The organism is Kitasatospora phosalacinea (assembly GCF_030268885.1).
In the GTDB taxonomy this organism is placed as follows: Bacteria; Actinomycetota; Actinomycetes; order Streptomycetales; family Streptomycetaceae; genus Kitasatospora; species Kitasatospora phosalacinea_C.
Window position 1 is genome coordinate 474,414 of sequence record NZ_BSSA01000001.1, and the last position, 18,855, is coordinate 493,268.

The 18,855-nt window shown below is 76.1% G+C and carries 18 protein-coding genes; 8 read left to right on the forward strand and 10 right to left on the reverse strand.

Going from position 1 to position 18,855, the window contains the following annotated elements; genetic code table 11:
* Nucleotides 1-81 precede the first annotated feature (81 nt).
* Nucleotides 82-885 (forward strand): exodeoxyribonuclease III, encoded by an 804-nt coding sequence (locus QSK52_RS02030; RefSeq protein WP_285732779.1) that lies wholly within the window; start codon nucleotides 82-84, stop codon nucleotides 883-885.
* A 7-nt stretch (nucleotides 886-892) separates the two neighbouring features.
* Here QSK52_RS02030 and QSK52_RS02035 read toward each other — a convergent pair whose 3' ends face one another.
* Nucleotides 893-1,423 carry a hypothetical protein gene (locus QSK52_RS02035; RefSeq protein ID WP_285732781.1) on the reverse strand — a complete coding sequence of 177 codons (531 nt, stop codon included), beginning with the start codon at nucleotides 1,421-1,423 and terminating at the stop codon, nucleotides 893-895.
* A gap of 113 nt (nucleotides 1,424-1,536) precedes the next feature.
* Between QSK52_RS02035 and QSK52_RS02040 the strand changes: the two genes are divergently transcribed.
* From QSK52_RS02040 to QSK52_RS02055, 4 genes are all read left to right on the forward strand, one after another.
* Nucleotides 1,537-2,064, forward strand: a complete 528-nt coding sequence (locus QSK52_RS02040; RefSeq protein WP_285732783.1) for a PadR family transcriptional regulator — start codon at nucleotides 1,537-1,539, stop codon at nucleotides 2,062-2,064.
* Complete coding sequence (locus QSK52_RS02045; protein WP_285732785.1) at nucleotides 2,061-2,747, forward strand: ABC transporter ATP-binding protein; 687 nt, start codon at nucleotides 2,061-2,063, stop codon at nucleotides 2,745-2,747. Before QSK52_RS02040 ends, QSK52_RS02045 begins: the two co-directional genes overlap by 4 nt.
* The gene (locus QSK52_RS02050) at nucleotides 2,744-5,041 is read left to right on the forward strand and encodes an FtsX-like permease family protein (protein ID WP_285732787.1); all 2,298 of its coding nucleotides are present in this window, start codon (nucleotides 2,744-2,746) and stop codon (nucleotides 5,039-5,041) included. The genes QSK52_RS02045 and QSK52_RS02050 overlap by 4 nt, the downstream gene beginning before the upstream one ends.
* A 208-nt stretch (nucleotides 5,042-5,249) precedes the next feature.
* On the forward strand, nucleotides 5,250-5,849 hold the full coding sequence (locus QSK52_RS02055) for a hypothetical protein (protein ID WP_285732790.1): 600 nt from the start codon (nucleotides 5,250-5,252) through the stop codon (nucleotides 5,847-5,849).
* Nucleotides 5,850-5,983: 134 nt separating this feature from the next.
* On the opposite strand, the gene QSK52_RS02060 is transcribed toward QSK52_RS02055, so the two are convergent.
* Together QSK52_RS02060 and QSK52_RS02065 are read right to left on the reverse strand one after the other, a co-directional pair.
* The gene (locus tag QSK52_RS02060) at nucleotides 5,984-6,658 is read right to left on the reverse strand and encodes a lysoplasmalogenase (RefSeq protein ID WP_352230255.1); all 675 of its coding nucleotides are present in this window, start codon (nucleotides 6,656-6,658) and stop codon (nucleotides 5,984-5,986) included.
* Nucleotides 6,655-7,533 (reverse strand): sterol desaturase family protein, encoded by an 879-nt coding sequence (locus tag QSK52_RS02065; RefSeq protein WP_285732791.1) that lies wholly within the window; start codon nucleotides 7,531-7,533, stop codon nucleotides 6,655-6,657. The genes QSK52_RS02060 and QSK52_RS02065 overlap by 4 nt, the downstream gene beginning before the upstream one ends.
* Nucleotides 7,534-7,622: 89 nt before the next feature.
* On the opposite strand from QSK52_RS02065, the gene QSK52_RS02070 reads away from it, so the two are divergent.
* Entirely contained in the window at nucleotides 7,623-9,044 is a 1,422-nt protein-coding gene (locus QSK52_RS02070; RefSeq protein WP_285732793.1) for a DUF2398 family protein, read from the forward strand.
* 6 nt (nucleotides 9,045-9,050) lie between these two features.
* Here the strand turns inward: QSK52_RS02070 and QSK52_RS02075 are convergent, their stop codons facing one another.
* From QSK52_RS02075 to QSK52_RS02095, 5 genes are all read right to left on the reverse strand, one after another.
* Entirely contained in the window at nucleotides 9,051-9,266 is a 216-nt protein-coding gene (locus QSK52_RS02075; protein WP_285732796.1) for a cold-shock protein, read from the reverse strand.
* A 69-nt stretch (nucleotides 9,267-9,335) separates the two neighbouring features.
* Complete coding sequence (locus QSK52_RS02080; protein ID WP_285732798.1) at nucleotides 9,336-9,524, reverse strand: hypothetical protein; 189 nt, start codon at nucleotides 9,522-9,524, stop codon at nucleotides 9,336-9,338.
* 160 nt (nucleotides 9,525-9,684) lie between these two features.
* Nucleotides 9,685-11,328, reverse strand: a complete 1,644-nt coding sequence (locus QSK52_RS02085; protein ID WP_435053144.1) for a BCCT family transporter — start codon at nucleotides 11,326-11,328, stop codon at nucleotides 9,685-9,687.
* A 108-nt stretch (nucleotides 11,329-11,436) separates the two neighbouring features.
* Nucleotides 11,437-12,066 (reverse strand): TetR/AcrR family transcriptional regulator, encoded by a 630-nt coding sequence (locus QSK52_RS02090; protein WP_285732800.1) that lies wholly within the window; start codon nucleotides 12,064-12,066, stop codon nucleotides 11,437-11,439.
* 72 nt (nucleotides 12,067-12,138) lie between these two features.
* Nucleotides 12,139-13,068: an acyl-CoA thioesterase gene (locus QSK52_RS02095; RefSeq protein ID WP_285732803.1), complete on the reverse strand. Its 930-nt coding sequence runs from the start codon at nucleotides 13,066-13,068 to the stop codon at nucleotides 12,139-12,141.
* A 93-nt stretch (nucleotides 13,069-13,161) separates the two neighbouring features.
* On the opposite strand from QSK52_RS02095, the gene QSK52_RS02100 reads away from it, so the two are divergent.
* Together QSK52_RS02100 and QSK52_RS02105 are read left to right on the forward strand one after the other, a co-directional pair.
* Nucleotides 13,162-14,541: an SWIM zinc finger family protein gene (locus QSK52_RS02100; RefSeq protein ID WP_285732805.1), complete on the forward strand. Its 1,380-nt coding sequence runs from the start codon at nucleotides 13,162-13,164 to the stop codon at nucleotides 14,539-14,541.
* Complete coding sequence (locus QSK52_RS02105; protein WP_285732806.1) at nucleotides 14,538-17,234, forward strand: DUF6493 family protein; 2,697 nt, start codon at nucleotides 14,538-14,540, stop codon at nucleotides 17,232-17,234. Before QSK52_RS02100 ends, QSK52_RS02105 begins: the two co-directional genes overlap by 4 nt.
* A gap of 67 nt (nucleotides 17,235-17,301) precedes the next feature.
* On the opposite strand, the gene QSK52_RS02110 is transcribed toward QSK52_RS02105, so the two are convergent.
* On the reverse strand, nucleotides 17,302-18,228 hold the full coding sequence (locus QSK52_RS02110) for an RNA polymerase sigma-70 factor (RefSeq protein ID WP_285732808.1): 927 nt from the start codon (nucleotides 18,226-18,228) through the stop codon (nucleotides 17,302-17,304).
* A gap of 64 nt (nucleotides 18,229-18,292) precedes the next feature.
* A complete protein-coding gene (locus QSK52_RS02115) occupies nucleotides 18,293-18,766 on the reverse strand; it encodes a carboxymuconolactone decarboxylase family protein (protein WP_285732810.1) in 474 nt (157 codons plus the stop codon).
* Between the last annotated feature and the right edge of the window lie 89 nt (nucleotides 18,767-18,855).

The window sequence follows — 18,855 nt, forward strand, 5'->3', positions numbered from 1 at the left end:
GCGGCGGGCGGTATGTTCGGACGGGGTGCCCGGCCCGCGCGCCGGGGCCCCGTCCGTCCGCACCGCCGAGGGAAGGCCGCCGTGACCGTCCGCATCGCCACCTGGAACATCAACTCCGTCACCGCCCGGCTGCCCAAGCTGCTGGAGTGGCTGGAGTCCGCCAAGCCGGACGTGCTCTGCCTGCAGGAACTCAAGTGCGCCACCGACGCGTTCCCCGCCGAGGCGGTCGCCGAGCTCGGCTACGAGTCCGCCGCGCACGGCGACGGCCGGTGGAACGGCGTCGCCGTGCTGTCGCGGATCGGCCTGGCGGACGTGGTCCGCGACCTGCCCGCCCAACCCGGCTACCTCGCCGAGGACGCGCTGCTCCCGGTGGTCGAGCCGCGCGCGATCGCCGCGACCTGCGGCCCGGTGCGGGTCTGGTCGGTGTACGTGCCCAACGGCCGCGAGGTCGACCACGCGCACTACCGCTACAAGCTGGAGTGGATGGCCGCGCTGCGCGACGCCGTCCGCGAGGACGCGGCGGGCGAGCGCCCGTTCGCCGTCCTCGGCGACTTCAACGTCGCCCCCACCGACGAGGACGTCTTCGACCTCGCCGCCTTCGAGGGCCTCACCCACGTCACCGCCCCCGAGCGCGCCACCCTCGCCGCCCTCCGCGAGACCGGCCTGCAGGACGTCGTCCCGCGCGCCCTCAAGTACGACCGCCCGTACACCTTCTGGGACTACCGGGCACTGGCCTTCCCGAAGAACCGCGGCATGCGGATCGACCTGACGTACGCCAACAAGCCGTTCGCGGACGCCGTCACCGACAGCTACGTGGACCGCGAGGCCCGCAAGGGCAAGGGGACGTCGGACCACGCGCCGGTGGTGGTCGACCTGGACCTGTGAGCCCGGTTCAGGACAGGGGGGCGAGGAGGAGTTCCGAGAGCACGTCGGGCAGCAGCGGGTTGTCGTTGGCGTGGTCCAGGCCGCCCCAGGCGTAGACCGCGGTGGCGAACACCCGCAGCGGATCGGGCTCGGCCAACTCCCAGGAGCCGAGCCTGGTGCGGCCCACCGTCCGCCCGCCCTCCAGCAGTTCGGTGCGCACCAGGCCGCGGCGGACGAAGCACAGGGTGCGCCCGCCGACCTCGAACTGCACGTACCGGCGGGAGCGCAGCAGGTGGCGGCTGCGGGCGGTGACGCGCGCCTCGGCGCCCTCGAAGTCGGCCGTCAGCCTGCCGCGGCGGGCCGCCCTGACGGCGCGCGGGCCGGGCGCGAACCCGGGGAGCCCGCCGAGCGGGCGGCCGTCGAGTTCCAGCCGCCAGTCCCGCAGGCCCGGGGTCCAGACGCCGGGGGCGACCTTCTCGGGCGAGCGGTGCAGCACCAGCTCGCCGAGCGGCGTCCGCACCGTCGCCGAATCGCTCCTGCGGAGCGCCGTGAACTCCATGCCGTCCCCCCGTTGCCGGAAAACCCCAGGTGGAGGGTAGTGGAGGAAGATCCTCGCGTCAGTATTCTCCGAGTGTATAGACGTGGAGTGTACGCGCGGCGTAGGCTCCGATCATGAGCGTTCCTCTCACCCTGCTCGGGCTCCTCGAACGCGAGCCCAGCCACGGCTACGACCTCAAGCGCGACTACGACGCCTTCTTCGGGCGCGGCAAACCGCTGCCCTTCGGCCAGGTGTACGCGACCCTCGGACGGCTGGCCCGGGACGGGAAGGTGGTGGTCGGCGACCCCGAGGCCGGCGACGGGCCGGACCGCAAGCGGTACGTGATCACCGAGGCGGGGGCCACCGAGTTCGAGGAGTGGCTGAGCGAACCGGTCGCCGCCGAACCCCACCTGCAGACCGTGCTGTTCAGCAAGGTCGTGCTCGCCCTGATGCTCGGCCGCGACGCCGAGCGCTACCTCGACACCCAGCGCGCCGCCCACCTGCGGCGGATGCGCGAACTCACCGAGGTCAAGCGCTCCGGCAGCCTGGTCGACGCCCTGCTCGCCGACCACGGCCTGTTCCACCTGGAGTCCGACCTGCGCTGGATCGACCTCACCGCCGCCCGCCTGGACGCCCTCGCCGCGGAGGTGACCGCCCGGTGACCGCACCCCTGATCGAGGCCCGCGCCGTCACCCTCTCCTTCGGCGAGACCCCCGCCCTGCGCGGCGCCGACCTGGAGGTGGACGCCGGCGAGATCCTCGCCGTGATGGGCCCCTCCGGCTCCGGCAAGTCCACCCTGCTGCACTGCCTGGCCGGCATCCTCGCCCCCGACGGCGGCGAGATCCACTTCGACGGCCGCCGGATCGACCGCCTCGGCGAGCAGGAGCGCAGCGCGCTGCGCCGCGACAGCTTCGGCTTCGTCTTCCAGTTCGGCCAGCTCGTCCCGGAGTTGAGCGCCGAGGAGAACGTCGCCCTGCCGCTGCTGCTCGGCGGCGCCAAGCGCGCCGACGCGCTGGCCCGGGCCCGCGCCTGGTTCCCCCGGCTCGGCCTGGACGGGCTGGAGCGCCGCCGCTCCGGCGAGCTCTCCGGCGGCCAGGCCCAGCGGGTCGCCCTGGCCCGCGGGCTGGTCGCCGAGCCGCGCGTGCTGTTCGCCGACGAACCCACCGGTGCGCTCGACTCGCTCACCGGCGAGCACGTGATGGACCTGCTGGTCGACTCCGCCCGCGCCCAGGGCACCACCGTCGTCCTGGTCACCCACGAGGCCCGGATCGCCGCCTACGCCGACCGCGAGACGATCGTCCGCGACGGCCGCGCCACCTCGCTGAGCGGACGGGCCGCCCGGTGATCCGCCTCGGCCTGCGCCTCGCCGTCAGCGGCGGCCGCGAGGCGTGGCTGCGCCTGCTGGTCACCGCCGTCGCCGTCGCCGTCGGCGTCGGACTGCTGTTCACCACCCTCGCCGCCGTCAACGCCGTGCACGCCCAGAACGGCCGCTACGCCTGGGCCAACAGCGGCTTCTCCGCCGCCAGCCAGGCCGACCCCGCCGATCGGGAGGCGGCGGGAGCGGCCGGGCCGACGGCGGCCGGGCCGACCGCGGACGGCGACGCGCCGCTGTGGTGGCTGGTCCGGCGCGACTACTTCCAGGGGCGGCAGATCGGCCGGATCGACGTCGCCCCCACCGGCCCGACCGGCGCACTGCCGCCCGGCGTGGACCGGCTGCCCGCCGACGGCGAGTACTACCTGTCGCCCGCGCTGGCGAAGCTCGCCGACGCGGTGCCCCCCGAGCAGCTCGCCGACCGCTACGGCAGCCACCGGATCGGCATCCTCGGCAAGGACGCGCTGCCCGGCCCCGACAGCCTGGTCGCCCTGGTCGGCGGCACCCCGCAGGAGGTGTCGAAGGTCGACGGGGCGGTGCAGGTCGCCCGGATCCTCACCACCCCGCCCGACCGCTGCGACGACTGCGTGGTCGGCATCCAGTCCAACGGCGTCACGCTGATCCTGACCGTCGTCGCCGGGGCACTGGTCTTCCCGCTGCTGATCCTGATCGGCACCGCCACCCGGCTGAGCGCCACCCAGCGCGAGCGCCGCTTCGCCGCGATGCGGCTGGTCGGCGCGACGCCCCGGCAGGTGGCGGCGGTCTCCGCCGTCGAGGCGGCGCTGGCCGCCGCGGCGGGCGCGCTGCTCGGCTTCCTGCCCTACCTCGCGGTGCGCGGCCGGGTCGCCGAACTGTCGCTGACCACGGAGCGCTTCTACGCCTCCGACCTCACCCTGACGCTCCCGCAGGTCGCGGCCCTCCTGCTGGGCGTGCCGCTGGCGGCCGTCGTCGCGGCCCGGATCGCGCTGCGCCGGGTGCAGGTCTCCCCGCTCGGGGTCAGCCGCCGGGTCACCCCGGAGCCGCCCCGGGCCTGGCGGGTGGCACCGCTGCTGGCCGGGCTCGCCGAGCTGGTGTTCCTGCTGTTCCGGCACCCGGAGTCGGTCCCGGGCCAGGTGCGGGGCTACCTCTCCTCGTTCGTCCTGATCATGCTCGGCATCGTGCTGTCCGGCCCCTGGCTGACCGGCCGGGCCGCCGCCCTGCTGGCCCGGCGCACCCAGCACCCGGCCACGCTGATCGCGGCCCGCCGGCTCGCCGACAACCCCACCGCCGGGTTCCGGGCCGTCAGCGGGCTGGTGCTGGCCCTGCTGGTGATGACCGCGACGATCGGGATCATCACCACCATGACCGACGAGCGCGGCCGGGTCGAGGGCGGCCCGCAGTTCGACCACGTGCTGCTCGACAACCTCAGTGACGGCCGCACCCCCGAGGGCCTGGACCGCAGCTCCGGCCCGCCCGCGCCGCCCGGATTCACCGCCGGCCTTCAGGCCGTCCCCGGCGTGCGCGCCACCATGCTGGTGCACCCGCTCGACGAGGTGGTGCCGGTCCACGTCGGGGAGGAGACCACGGCCTCCGAGGTGGTGACCTGCCCGGAGCTCGACGCCGTCGGGGTGTTCGGCCACTGCGAGCCCGGCGCGGCCACCGCCTACCTGCCGTCCGTGCTGGCGGGGTTCCGCGACTACTCCGGCACCGCGTGGCCCGCCGCGCCCCACACCCCCGAGCAGGTGGCGGCCCTGCCGGTGGTGAACGTGGTGGTCGCCACCGACGGCTCGCCGACCGCGGTCGAGCGGGTCCGGACGGCGGTGGACGCGGCCTACCCGGCGGTCCGGCAGGCGATGACCCTGTCCGAGGGGCGGAAGCTGTCCGGCAGCGAGCTGGAGGGCTTCCAGCAGTTGGCGAGGGTGGTGATCCTGGCGACCTTCCCGATCGCGGGTTGCAGCCTGGCGGTCAGCGTGGCCGCCGCGCTCGGCGAGCGCAAGCGGCCGTTCAGCCTGCTGCGGCTGAGCGGGGTGTCGCTGGCGATGCTGCGGAGGGTGGTGCTGATGGAGTCCGCGGTGCCGCTGCTGGCGGTCTCGGCCCTGGCGATCGGCACCGGACTGCTGGCCGCCGACCTGTTCCTGCGCTCGCAGCTGAAGTACACGCTGCACTCGCTCGGCACCGGCTACTACCTGGCGGTCGCGGGCGGGCTGGCCGGGGCGCTGGCCGTCATCGGCGCCACCCTGCCGCTGCTGCGCCGGATCACCGGGCCGGAGACGGCCCGCAACGAGTAGCCCCTCCCGGGGGCGTTCGTGGCCCGGCCCGCGGGTGCGGTTCGCCGGGGGCGGGGCCGCGGGTCGTTCGGGTCCGGAGCATCGGTCGGACCCGAACGGCCTTGCGAGTTCGCCGGGCCGGGCGGCACTGCCTAGCGTGGTCGGCAACCGGGAGTAGCGGACCGGTCACGGAGCCGCTCTCCCCACCCCGACCCCCTGGAGGTACGGCATGCGCCCGACGCGCACCGCCGCCGCCGCACTGTTCGGCACCACCGTCCTGCTCGGCATGGCCGGCACCGCCCCCGCGTCCGCGAAGGGCAGCGAACCCGCCTGGGTCTCTCCCGCGCAGGCCCAGCCCGGGCAGTCGGTCTCGGTCAGTGTCACGTGCGCGAGCAGCACGGAGAAGACCGTCACCGCGACCTCGCCGGCCTTCGCCGGCGGTTCCACCACGCTCCGCGTGGGCCCCGACGGGAAGTACTCGGGCAGCGCCACCGTCATCTCCGAACAGGAGATGGCCGCGGCCGCCGCCAAGCGCACCACCACCGACTCGTCCTGGGGCATCGACGGCAAGTGCCCCAACGGGGACGGCTTCGTCGGTGCGGTGGCCATCGCGGCCGCCGGGACGAACGGCACCGTCAGCGGCGCGGCCGCCGGGGCGGGCGTCTGGGAGGGCGCCCGGCTCCCGCACGGCGGCGTGGAGACCGGCCTGGGCGGCTCGGTCGGCGTGGACGGCACCCGGCTGGCCGTCGGCGCCGGGCTGGTCGCGTCCGGCGTCGGCGGGTTCTGGCTGCTGCGCCGTCGCGGCGCGGCCTCCGGCCGGGCCTCCTGAGCGGCCGTCCGGTACGCGCCCACCGTACCGGCAGGCCGCGCGTCCCACGCGGCCGACGGCACGGCGGAGGGCGGCACCCGAGCGGGTGCCGCCCTCCGCCGCGTCCGGGGCCGGTGCGCCCGGGGCCGGTGCGCTCAGTCGTCGGTGCGCGGCACGCCGCCGGTGCGCTCCAGGGTGCCGACCGTCAGCAGGTACTGCCCGGCCAGGTAGGTCGCCATGATCAGGAAGGCGTGCGCGGGCAGGTGCCGCCAGTCCGCCAGGTCGGTGGCGATCAGGGTGTCGGAGAACAGGAACAGCGCCCCGCCCAGCCCCGCCCGCACGTTGACCTGCGAGGCGGTCACCGCGGTGGAGGCCAGCAGCAGGCTGTAGAGCGCCACCGGGACGCGCATCCCGGCGTCCAGGTCGGGCCAGAGCAGCACGATCAGCGCCGCCCAGACCACCGCGTAGCAGCCTCCGACCAGCAGCACCCGGCGGCGGTCGGCGAGCGCGCCCAGCTTCACGAACATCGTCACGTAGCAGACGTGGCCCGCCGCGAACGAACCCATCCCGGCCAGGAAGGCGACCGTCCCGCCGATCTCCAGCAGGATGTCGCCGCCCGCGCCGCACAGCAGCGCGGGCACCAGCAGCCGCGGCGTGCCGGGCTTGGCGAGGGCCCACACCCAGGCGGCCAGCAGCGGCATCAGCAGCGGCTTGGTGCCGTACTGCAGGGGCTTGACGCCGAAGCAGATCGCCAGCAGGTGCGCGGCCGAGACGACGGTGAAGGCGATCAGCAGGGCCCGCGCGGTGCGCGGGTCGCGAAGGGAAGTCATGCGGCGGCACTCTCCGGTCCGGTGGCGGCGGTGGTCTCGGTGCGGGGCGCGGGGTGCCAGCCGGGCCCCTTCGTGAGGTGGCGCAGCCGGTCGCCCCAGGTGCTCGCACCCCGTATGTCCCGGGCGATGGAGGCGTACTCGTGGGTGGCGACCCGCAAGGGGTTGAAGGTGCCGATGTTCTTGGTCAGGCCGTACACCGGGCGCTCGGCCTCGGCCGCGAAGGAGCCGAACAGCCGGTCGAAGACGATCAGGATGCCGCCGAAGTTGCGGTCCAGGTAGCCGCCCTGGGAGGCGTGGTGGACCCGGTGGTGCGAGGGGGTGTTGAAGAGGTACTCGACCGGGCGGGGCAGTCGGCCGATCCGCTCGGTGTGGATCCAGAACTGGTAGACCAGGTTCGCCGAGGAGCAGAACGCCAGCGCCGCCGGGTGCACGCCCGCCAGGACCATCGGCACGAAGAACACCCAACTGGTGGCCGAGGTCCAGGGCTGGCGCAGCGCCGTGGACAGGTTGTAGTGCCGGCTGGAGTGGTGCACCACGTGGCAGGCCCACAGGATCCGGACCACGTGGTGGCCGCGGTGCGACCAGTAGTAGAAGAAGTCCTGGGCCAGCAGCATCAGCGGCACCGTCCACCACAGCACCGGCACCCGCAGCGGCGTCCACTCGTACAGGAACGAGTAGACCGCCACGATCGGGACCTTCCACCCCGCGTCGAACAGCAGCGAGCCCAGACCCATGGTCAGGCTCGTCGCGGTGTCCTTCGCGGCGTACCCCTGCTCCTCCTCGTCCGGATGGAAGCGGTACGAGACGATCTCCAGGACGGTGAGCAGCACGAAGGCCGGTATCGACCAGAGCACGACATCGGGCAGGTGTGGCATGCCCGGAACCCTAGGGGACGGCGGCGACCAGCGGAAGAGGTTGTTACCGGCGCGTAGCGGGTTGTGCGGCGTCTAGGCTTGGCACCGACATGGAGCGGCAGCAAGCAGCCGTCGGGGCCGTCACGGCGACCGGCGGAACGGGGACGGGGCGCACGGGGACGGGGCGCGCGGGCGGGGCCGGACGGCCCGTCGCCCAGGCGCTCCCGGGCGCCCGCGCTGCCGCCCGCCCCGGGCCCGAACCCGCCGCGGCCGCCGAGGAGTTGGCCGCCCGCTTCGCCGCCGCCGAACCCGCCGAGGCCGACCTGCTGGCCAGCGCCGTGTTCGGCGCGTACGGGGCCCGGCACCTCGGCGGTGCGCCCCGGCAGGCCGAACCCGCGCCCGGCACCAGCTGGTGGCACGGGCCGACCGTCCACCACAGCACCTCGCCGCTGTTCCGGCCGCTCGGCTACCGCCGGATACGCCGGGAAGCCCCCGCCCAGGCCGCGGCCCGCCCCACCGGCGGCGGCCGCCACCGCAAACCCGAACACCCCGCCGCCACCGGCGACCTGGCCGCCGCCACCGAACTGCGCACCGCCGCCCGGTTGCTGATGGCCCACCCGCTGGTCACCGCCGACGGACCGCACGGCGCCGGACTCCCGCTGATCCGCCGTCACGCCGGCGCCCTCGCCGAACGCTTCGGCGCCCTGCTCGGCTACCGCCTCACCCTCGGCCCCGCCCACGCCCGCCTGCACAAGGCCCCGCTGCCCGGCCGTCCGCTGCCCGGCCTCGACCCGGCCGGGTACGCCGCCCTCGCCCGCGCCCTGGCCGGCGCCCCCGCCCCGCCCCCCGTCCGGGCCCTGCTCGACGACTGGCGCCCGCCCGCGGCCCTCGCCGCGGACCTGCTCACCGCGCCCCCGCTGCCCGCCGTCGGCCCCGAGGTCACCGTCCGCCGCCTGCTCGCCGAGACCCCCGTCGTCCTGTACGACGACCTCGCGCCCGCCGCCCGCGCCCACCTGCTCGCGGCCGCCCCCGCCGAGACGGAACGGTTCGCCGACTTCCTCGGCCTCACCGCCGAGATCCGCGCCGAGGGCGTCGCCCTGCTCGACCCGGCCGACGAGCTCACCGACCTCGCCCTCCCCGGCCCCGGCACCCTCGCCCAGGCCGCCCTGCTGCTCGCCGAACGCCTCGTCGAGGACCTCCGCCCCGTCGGCACCGAGACCGCCCCGCCCGCCGTCCTGGTGCCGGACGCGCTCATCGACGGCACCCTCGGCGACATCACCGACGACTACGGCATGAGCGCCGGGTGGGACGCGGGCTACCTCGCCGACCTCGCCGCCTTCCGCCGCGACGCGCTCGACCTGCTCCACCGGATGGGCCTCGCCGCCCCGGCGGGCCGCACCTGGCTGCTGCGCGCCCCCGCCGCCCGCTACGCCCCCCGCGCCGAACCCGAACCCCCCGGCGGCGGCGGTCGGCACTCCCGCCCGGCGCCGGTCCCGGCCCCGGGGCGGGGCCGGGACCGGCAAGGGGTGTGACGGGCCTCAGGGGGTGAGCGGACGGACGGGCTCGGCGACCGGCCGGGGGACCTCCCTGGCCACGTCGTACTGGACGCGCTGCCCCTGGTGCAGGAAGCGGTGCGCGTCGGTGTCGGCGACCACCGAGTCGTAGTAGACGGTGACGTCGGGTCCGCCCGCGTCCGGGGCGATGTAGCCGTAGCCCTGTTCGGTGCTGAACCACCGAACGGTGCCGGTCTCCATGGTGGACTCCCTTCCGGCCGGGTCACTCCCAGTATCGGACCGGGGTTCCGCGCCCACCACTCGTTCGGCTCAGCGCCCGGCCGACGCCGCGGCCCGCGCCGACCCGTCCTGGTGGCGGACGGTCTCCACGGTCGCGCCGACGCCGAGCGAACCCAGCGCGACGGAGGCCGCGACGGCGGCGCAGGCGAGCAGGCGGCGGTGCCGGCGGGGCAGCGGGAAGCGCGGGGTCCGGGCCGACGGGACGGTGCGGGCGTTCATGGCACGGAGCCTGCCAGCCGGGTGTTACGCGGTCGCGAAACGCGGGTGAAGTCTGGAAGGGATCTCGGCGTCGGAACCCCCGCTCCCGCGCCCCTGCCGCGTCCCCGCAGGTCGGACGGGGTGGCCCGGGCGGGGCGCGGGCGGCGGGGCGGCCGCGGGTTCACTTCCGCGGGCGGGGACGCCCGGGGCGCTCCTCGCCGACGCTCGTGCCGACCGCGTCGCGCAGGCCGTGCGGCGGGTGGGCGCGGGAGGGGCCCGCGGCGGGGTCGGTGCGCAGCTCGCGGACCAGGGCCAGGCACAGCCCCAGCATCACCAGCACGAACGGCAGCGCGACCAGGACGGTGGCGTTCTGCAGCGCCGTCAGCCCGCCCGCCAGCAGCAGGGCGGCGGCCACGCCCGCCATCAGCACCCCCCAGACCACCACCAGCCAGGTGCGCGGGTGCAGGGCGCCGCCGGAGGACAGCGAACCGAGCACCAGGGAGGCCGAGTCGGCGGAGGTGATGAAGTACAGCATCACCAGCAGCACCGCGACCACGCTGGTCACCGCCCCCAGCGGCAGCGCCTCCAGCATCGCGAACAGCCCGGCGTCCGCGCCGCGCGGGACGGTCGCCACCAGGTCGGTCGCGCCGGTGGCCTGCAGCCGGATCGCCGAGCCGCCCATCACCACGAACCACACCGCCGTCGCCCCGCTGGGCACCAGCAGCACGCCGACCAGGAACTGGCGCACTGTCCGGCCCCGGGAGATCCGGGCGATGAAGGTGCCGACGAACGGCGCCCAGGACAGCCACCACGCCCAGTAGAAGACCGTCCAACTGCCCAGCCAGTCCTCGTCCGTGAACGCCCCGGTCTGGGTGGCCAGCACCGCCAGGTCGGACAGGTAGCCGCCGACCGTCGAGGGCAGCGCGTCCAGCACGAAGACCGTCGGGCCGACCAGGAACACGAACACCATCAGCACGCAGGCCAGCACCACGCTGGTGGTCGACAGCCACTTCACGCCCCGGTGCACGCCCGACATCGCGGACAGCACGAACGCGCTGCCCAGCGCCGCGATCACCACCAGCTCCACGCCCTCGGTGGCCCGGACGTCGGTGACGTAGCCCAGGCCGCCCGCGACCTGGATCGCGCCCAGGCCCAGGCTGGTCGCCGAGCCGAACACCGTCGCGAACACCGACAGCAGGTCGACCAGCCGCCCCTTCCAGCCGTTCGCCCCGCGCTCGCCGATCAGCGGCACGAACGCCGCCGACATCCGGTTGCCCCGGCCCTTGCGGAAGGTGGTGTACGCCAGCGCCAGGCCGCCCACCGCGTAGATCGCCCACGGGTGCAACGTCCAGTGGAACAGCGAGAACTCCAGCGCCCGCTGCGCCGCCGCCGGGGTCTGCGGCGCCAGCCCCGAGCCCGGCTGCGGCTGCGCGTACAGCTGCAGCGGCTCGCCGACCCCGTAGAACAGCAGGCCGATTCCCATCCCGGCGGAGAACATCATCGCGATCCAGGCCAGCGTGGAGAACTCCGGCTGCTCGCCGTCCCGGCCCAGCGGGATCCGGCCGTACCGGCTGACCGCCAGCACCACGGCGAGCAGCAGGAACACGTCCGCGGCGACCACGAACAGCCAGCCGAAATTGTGCAGCACCCAGGCCAGCGCGGAATCCGAGGCCCGGCCCAGGGAGTCCTCCGCGAACACGCCCCAGGCCACCACCCCCAGCACGGCGGCCGCGCCGACCCCGAACACCACCCGGTCCAGCGGGAAGGCGTCCGCGTCCGGCGCGGTGGGCTGACGGTCCGTCGGGGGCTCGGCAGAAGTGGACACAACGGGAACTATGGCCACAAACCGGCGCTCGGGTCGGCGCGGCACGCCGACCCGTCCGGCCGCTGCGGCCCGGGCGGGCGGCGGGGGCGGGCGGCCCGGGCGGTGCGCTCAGGCGGGCAGCGGGGGCGACGGCTCGTACGGCGTCAGCACCAGCCGGACCATCTCCTCCAGCCGGGTCCGGGCGTCGTCCAGCGTGGTCCGCCCCGTCACCCAGGCCGTCAACTCGCCCTGCCAGGCGTGCCCCACCATGTGCCGCACCAAGTCCCCGGAGGCCGGCGGGACCTCCGGCATCACCGCCCCCAGCGCCGCCCGGTCCGCCCGGGCCAGGCCCTGCAGCGCCTCGCTGGCGAACGGGTCCGTGGACGTCGCCACCGCCACCCGCAGCCGGGCCAGCTCCGGCTGCCGCTGGTACGCCCGCATCCCCCGCCGCACGAACCGCACCGCCCGCTCGGTCGGCGAGGCGCTGCGCCCCGCCCCCACCTCGCCGACCAGGTCGGCGAGCAGCAGCCGGTGCCAGTCCGCTATCGCGGCGGCGAGCAGGTGGTCCTTCGACGAGAAGTACCTGTACGCGGTACCGAGGGCCACGCCAGAACGCTCCGACACCTGTTTCATCTGGAGCCGCTCCACGCCGATCTCGGTCACCAGGGCCAGGGCGGCGGACAGGAGGGAGCCGCGGCGTTCGAGCTGACGGGGGGACATCGCCTCCACCGGACGAGGTGACAGGTCAACCTTGGTCACCCGAACCATGATACGGGGCGGCCCCTCGGCGCGGTACGACGCGAGAGGTCACCGGTGGGTGACGACGGCCCCTCAGTGCGCGCGGGAGCGCCCCGGGCGCAGCTCGCGCAGCAGGGTCTCCTGGACGGCGGAGGCCACCAGCGCCCCGTCCCGGTCGTAGAACTCGCCCATCGCCAGGCCCCGGCCGTCCGACGCGGACGGGCTGCGCTGCGCGAACAGCAGCCACTCGTCGGCGCGGAACGGGCGGTGGAACCACATCGCGTGGTCCAGCGAGGCCAGCGAGACCCGGGGCTCCTCGATCCGGTGCACCAGGTGCGGCTGCAGGTGCAGCGCCGCGGTCGAGGCCAGCGTCAGGTCGGAGAGGTACGTCAACGCGCAGACCTGTAGCAGCGGGTCGTCCCCGGGCAGCGGACGCTCCGTCCGCAGCCAGACGAACTGCTGCGGGACGCCCGGCACCTCCGGCGGCAGGCCGGGCGCACCGGCCGGGACGAAGCGCATCTGCAGGGCGCGGAAGACCGCCGCGCCCGCGAACTGCTCCGGGGCGTCCCGCTCCCAGGCCCGGTACGGGTCGGGCAGCTCCTCCGGGCCCGGCACCGGCGGCATCGTGCGCTGCCGGTCGCCCGCCGCCTCCGGGCGCTTGAACGAGGCGGCCATGGTGAAGATCACCTCGCCGCGCTGGACCGCCGTCACCCGCCGGGTCGCGTACGAGCCCCCGTCCCGGGCCCGGTCCACCTGGTAGACGATCGGGCGGCGCGGGTCGCCCGGCCGCAGGAAGTACCCGTGCAGGCTGTGCACCCCGCGGCCCGCCTCCACCGTGCGCCCCGCCGAGGTCAGCGCCTGCGCCGCGACCTGCCCGCCGAAGGCGCGCAGCGGGGCGCCCGCGTGGCAGCGGCCCCGGAACAGGTTCTCCTCCAGCTCCTCGATGCCGAGCAGCTCCGCGAAGGAGCGCAGACCGGAGCGGGGTTCGGGCGTCGGGACGGTGGGGGCGGTCACCCGGATCATGCTAGAACAGGTTGCAGTGGGCGGGTCCTGTGGTGCCCGTCACGCGGCGAGGGCCCAGCGGCCCTGTCGGGGGCGGCGGTTAGCGTTCCGTCCATGACCACGGCCGTTCACGCCCTGCGCTACCTGCAGCCCTCCGCGCTCCGCCCCCACCGGCTGGACCTCGCCACCAGCGGCGGCGCCACCCCGCACGGCGCGGCCGACCACCCCCGGTTCTTCACCGGCGCGCTGCGCCACCCCGACGCCGCGGCCGCCGCCCTGCTCGCCGTCGCCGACGTCGCCGCCGCCCGCTACCACCGGCCCACCGGCGCCGCCTCGCTCGACCCCGTGGTCACCGCCGACGGCGACCGGCTGCGCTTCGAGTCCTTCTCCGGCTGCGGCGGCGTGCACGCCCGGCTCGACGTCCTGCCCGAGGGCCTCGACGGCGCCGCCACCGGCCACGGCACCACCAACGTCGACGTCAACGCCCCGCTGCGCGAGGCGCTGCGCCTGCGCACCCCCGGCGAGCGACTGCAACTGGCCGTCGGCGCCGAGGAGATGGCCGTCGCCGTCGGCGCCGACACCCTGGTCGAACGCAAGGTCCCGCTGCCCGCCCGCTGGCTCAAGGGCTTCGCCGAGACCCAGGTGCTCACCGCCCGCTTCGACCTGCGCGCCCGACTGGCCGCCGCCGAGGCCGTCCGCTTCCTGCGCACCCTCCCGGCCACCGGCCGCGGCACCGTCCGCTGGGTCGTCCCGGCCGGACCCGGCCTGCGCCCCGTCTCCCGGCCCGGCCCCGGCGCGATCTGCCTGCCCGGCCCCGAACGCCTCGCCGCGCTGCGCCCGCTGCTGCGGCACGCCACCGCCCTGCGGGTCTACGCCCCGCCCGGCACCCCCGCCGGGCCCACCGCCTCCGCCTGGGAACTCGCCCTCCCCGGCGGCCGGTTGACCCTCACCCTGTCGCCCGACAGCTCCCGCGGCTTCTCCGGCGAGGGCGGCCTGCTCGACCTGCTCGCCGACGCCGCGGGGGCGGACGAGGACGTCGACGCGCTGGCCGCGCTGCTCGCCTGGGACGCGCGGATCGAACCCGCCGACCTCGCCGAGGACTCCGGCCTGACCCCCGACCGGGTCCGCACCGCCCTCGCCCACCTCGCCACCTCCGGCCAGATCGGCTACGACCTCGCCGAAGCCGCCCACTTCCACCGCCGCCTCCCCTACGAGAGCGGCCGCGCCGAGGACCGCAACCCCCGGCTGCGCTCCGCCCGCGCCCTGCTCGCCGCCGACGCCGTCGGCCCGGCCGTCGGCGACGTCCGGGCCGTCACCGTCGGCGACCACGCCCACCACGTCCGGATCGCCGCCGACGGCACCGCCCTCGGCTGCACCTGCCGCTGGTGGGCCCGCCACCGCGGCGGCCGCGGGCCGTGCAGCCACGTGCTCGCGGTCCGGATGGCGGGCGGGACGCGTACGACGACCGGTGCGGACGGAGCGGAGCGGAAGTGACCACCGAGGACCTCGTGACCGCGATCCGGGAGGCCCGGACCGCGACGGCCGCCGCCCTGGTCGAGCGGATGACGGACGCCGAGCGCCGGGCCGAACTGCCCGGGCTCAAGCGGCTGCGCCGCGAACTGCGGGAGAGCGAGCACTCCCGGGGCGGCGCGCTCACCGTCCTGCTGGTCGCCGGAGCCGTCTGCCACACCGCCCCCTCCGGCGCCGCCGACTGGATCGCCGGCCGCGAGTTCGACGTCCTGGCCTGGCGCCAGGAGCCGCTGCTCGCCCTGCTGGACGGCCGACCCGCCGCCTGGCAGCGGGAGGTGGCGCTGCGGCTGGCGCGCCGCCCCGCGCTCCCCGAGAGCTGGAGCAGCTCCGTCCCCTACCAGATCGCCGAACACCTGCTGCGCCGCAGCGACACCCCGCCGCCCGCCGAACCCGGCTTCGTCACCGAGTGGATGCGCGACCGCGGCGACCCCGACCCCCGCCGCCGGGGCGGCCTGCTGCCGCCCGGCCCCGACCTGTACGCCCGGCTGCGCGCCGACGGCTTCACGCCCTTCCTCGCCCCGCTGGTCTTCGACACCGGCAGCGTCCAGGAGCTCTCCGGCCCCTGGGCCGCCAAGGGCCCCGAACAGCGCTGGCCCGCCGTGCTGGCCCGGCTCGCCGCCGAGGGCGTCGTCGACCGCCCGGCGCTGCTCGGGCGCGGCTTCGCCCGGCTGGTGCGCGGCGGCGGGCAGGGCGAGGTGCGGACCTCCCTGGGGGTGCTGCGCGGGCTGGGGCCGGACGTGGCTGAACTGTCGGGCAACCGGCGGGCGTTGGTGGCGATGCTGGACGGGGACTCGGTGGTGGCGGGGTTCGCGCTGGAGTCGTTGGTGGTGCTGGACGGGGCGGGGCTGCTGGGGGAGGGGGAGGTGCTGGAGGCGTCGGGGGTGGTGGCGGCGCGTCCGGAGAAGAAGCTGCTGCGGGCGCTGGTGGGGTGGCTGGGCCGGGTGGCGGCGGGTGGTCGGGCGGAGGTGGCGCTGCGGGGGCTGGCGGGGTGCCTGGGGCATCCGGACCGGCAGGTGCAGGGGGCGGCGCTGAAGGTGATCAAGCGCTGTGTCGACTCCGTGGAGGGGGAGGTGCTGGCGGAGCTGCGGTCGGCGGCGCTGCTGCTGGACCCCTCGCACGCCGCCACGGCGGCGGAGGTGCTCGGCGTGGCGGTGCAGGCGCCGGTCGGCGGGGTGACGGACCGGCTGCCCGAGGCGCCGCGCCCGGTGGCGATGCCCGCGCCGTTCGGCACGCCCGCCGAACTGGCCGAGGAACTGGCCGCCGCGATGGCCGCCCCCGACGAGAGCGTGGCCTTCGAACGCCTCCTGGACGGCCTGGTCCGCCAGGTCTGGACCGACCGGGCGGCCCTCGCCGCCGCCCTCGCCCCCGTCCTGCGGGCCGAGGACGAATGGCAGGTGCTCGGCCGGCTCGCCGGCGTCGCCACCGGCGCCACCCCCGTGCCGCGCGTCCTGAACGCCCTGCGGTCCCGCAGCGGCCGGATCTTCGGCCACTGGGAATTCCGCGGCCCGGTCGGCGAGTTCCTCGCCGCCCGCCTGCACGAGACCGCCTGGCGGCTCGCCGCCGACCCGGTGCCGTTCCTGCTGTCCACCCCGACCTGGTGCCACGGTTCCCTGGACGCACGGGAGTTGGTGGCCCGGCTGGCCCGGTACGAGGAACTCGGGGTCCGGCCCGGCCCGGTGGACTTCGCCCAGGCGCTGTTGCGGACGGTCGGCGACGGGAGCGAGGGCGCGGAGGCGCTGACCTCGCCCGCCGGGCGGCAGTTGGCGGCCTGGCTGCGCGGCGGCGGACTGCCCCGGCGGACCACCACCGTGGTGCCGCCCGGCACCTGGAAGCTCGGCGTCCGGTGCTCGGACCTCCGCCGCTACGCGGAGCAACCCGAGCTGCCGGAGACGGACCTGGCGCACCTCGCGGTACCCGCCCTGGACGTACCCGGAGTGGAACCGGCGGACGGGGTGCCCGAGGCCGTCCGGGCCCTGCTCGGCCCCGCCGAGCCCTTCTTCCGCCGCTCCGCCGTGGAGGACTCCGTGCCCGGCGCCCGCTGGACCGCCCTGCTCCCGCACCACCGCGAGGAGTTGGCGCTGCGCCTCACCGGCCAACTCGCCGACTCCGCCCAGGACGCCCCCGTCCGCGGGAACCCCCAGGTGCTGCCGCTGCTCGCCGAGGCGGACGGTCCCTGCGGCTTCGCCGTCCACCAGGCCCTCGCCTACGGCCTCGGCGCGGGCCACGCCGAGGACCGCTCCGCCACGGTCGACGCCCTGCTCTCCCTCGCCGCCCAGCAGCAGCTCGACCCGGCCGCGCTGGCCCGGGAGACCCTCGAACTGCTCGCCCTCGGCGCCGTCAAGCCCAACCGCCTGGCCGCCACCCTCGCCGAACTCGCCGACCCCGCACCCCAGTTCACCTGGAGCATCCTGGCCGCCCTGCTCCCCGGCCTGCTCGACGGCCAACCCCCGCGCGGCGCGGCCGAACTGGTCGCCGTCGCGGTCGACTGCGCCCGCCGCAGCGGCGCCCGCGGCCCGATCGACGCGGTCACCCGCACCGCCGCCCGCAAGGGCGGCACCAGACTGCTCGCGGAGGCCCGCACCCTGGCGGCGCTGCTGGGCGACCGGGGGCCCGCCGGTTCGACGGGGGCCGGCGGCGAGGAGCGGGGCGAAGCGTGAACGGCCTGGCCCCGGCGGTCCGGGGCGGTGCGGGGCGGTAGTGCCGCCGGGGGCCGGTGCGGGGCGGCTACTGCGGGGCCTCCCGGCGGGCCCGCCGGACCTCCCGGTCGACGGCCCAGGCGTCGGCGACCGGGCCGAGGTGGCGGAGCTTGTCCGGGTTGATGACCGAGCGGACGGCCTGGACCTGCCCGTCGAGCACGTCCAGGACCAGGGTGTGCAGCACCCTGCCGTCGCGGTCGCGGAACAGCGCGCCCGGCTGGCCGTTGATCCGGTGCTGCTCGCAGGTGATGCCGGTCAGCGCCATGAACGGGTGGACGGTGGCCAGCAGCCGGGCCACCTGCTCGGCGCCGACCACGGTCCGGGCCAGCTGCGGGGCCTTGCCGCCGCCGTCCCCGACCAACTGGACGTCGGCGGACAGCAGGCGCTGCAGCCCCTCCACGTCCCCCTGCGAGAGCGCCTCGAAGAACCGCTGCGCCAGCTCCTGCTGCTCCTGCCGGTCCGCCTCGAACCGGGGCCGCCCCTCGCGCATGTGCCGACGCGCCCGGACGAGCAGCTGGCGGCAGGCGGCCTCCGAGCGGCCCACCGCCTCGGCGACCTCGTCGAAGCCGAAGGCGAAGACCTCCCGCAGCACGAACACCGAGCGCTCCAGCGGGCTGAGCCGCTCCAGCAGCAGCAGCGCCGCCATCGACACCGAGTCGGCCAACTCCGCGGCGCGGGCCGGGTCCTGGTACGGGTCGTCGAGCAGCGGCTCCGGCAGCCACGTCCCGGCGTACTGCTCCCGCCGCACCCGGGCCGAGCGCAGGACGTCGATCGAGATCCGGGTCACCGTGGTCGACAGGAACGCCTTGACCGACACCGGGCGGGTGGGCGAGGCGTCGTAGCGCAGCCAGCTCTCCTGCACCGCGTCCTCCGCCTCGCCCACGCTGCCCAGGATCCGGTAGGCGATCGAGAACAGCAGCGGCCGCAGCTCCTCGAACTCCTCGACCTTGCCCATGTCGTCCTCCCCCTCGTAGTGCGGCCGTCACGGTCGGCCCGGCCCGTGGTGACCACAGCGGCCGTCAGTGGAAACTACCCGCCTCGTAGCTGCCCGCCGGCTGCCGGGTGATGGCGTTCAGCCGGTTCACCATGTTCAGGAACCCGACCAGCAGCACGAGGGTCGCGAGCTGGTCCTCGTCGTAGTGCCGGGCGGCCTCGGCCCACACCTCGTCGTCGACCCCCTCGGCCGCGTCCGCGACCCGGGTGCCCTGCTCGGCCAGCGCGAGCGCGGCGCGCTCCGCCGGGGTGAAGACCGTCGCCTCCCGCCAGGCCGCGACCAGGTGCAGCCGCCCGTGGTCCTCCCCGGCCGCGACGGCCTCCTTGGTGTGCATGTCGATGCAGACCGCGCAGCCGTTGACCTGGCTCACCCGCAGCGCCACCAGCTCCTGCGTCCGGGCGGGCAGCGGCGAGTCCTTCAGCTCCCGGCCCGCGGCCATGACGTACTTGAGTGCCTTGCCGGCGGCCGGGTTGGCGAAGTAGTTCAGTCGTGCGTCCACGGGGGGCTCCTCGGTGCTCGTCGGTGGTGCTCGTCGGTGCTTGCACCCCCTGGGACGAGACGGGCCCCGCACCTGTGACACGGTGCGGG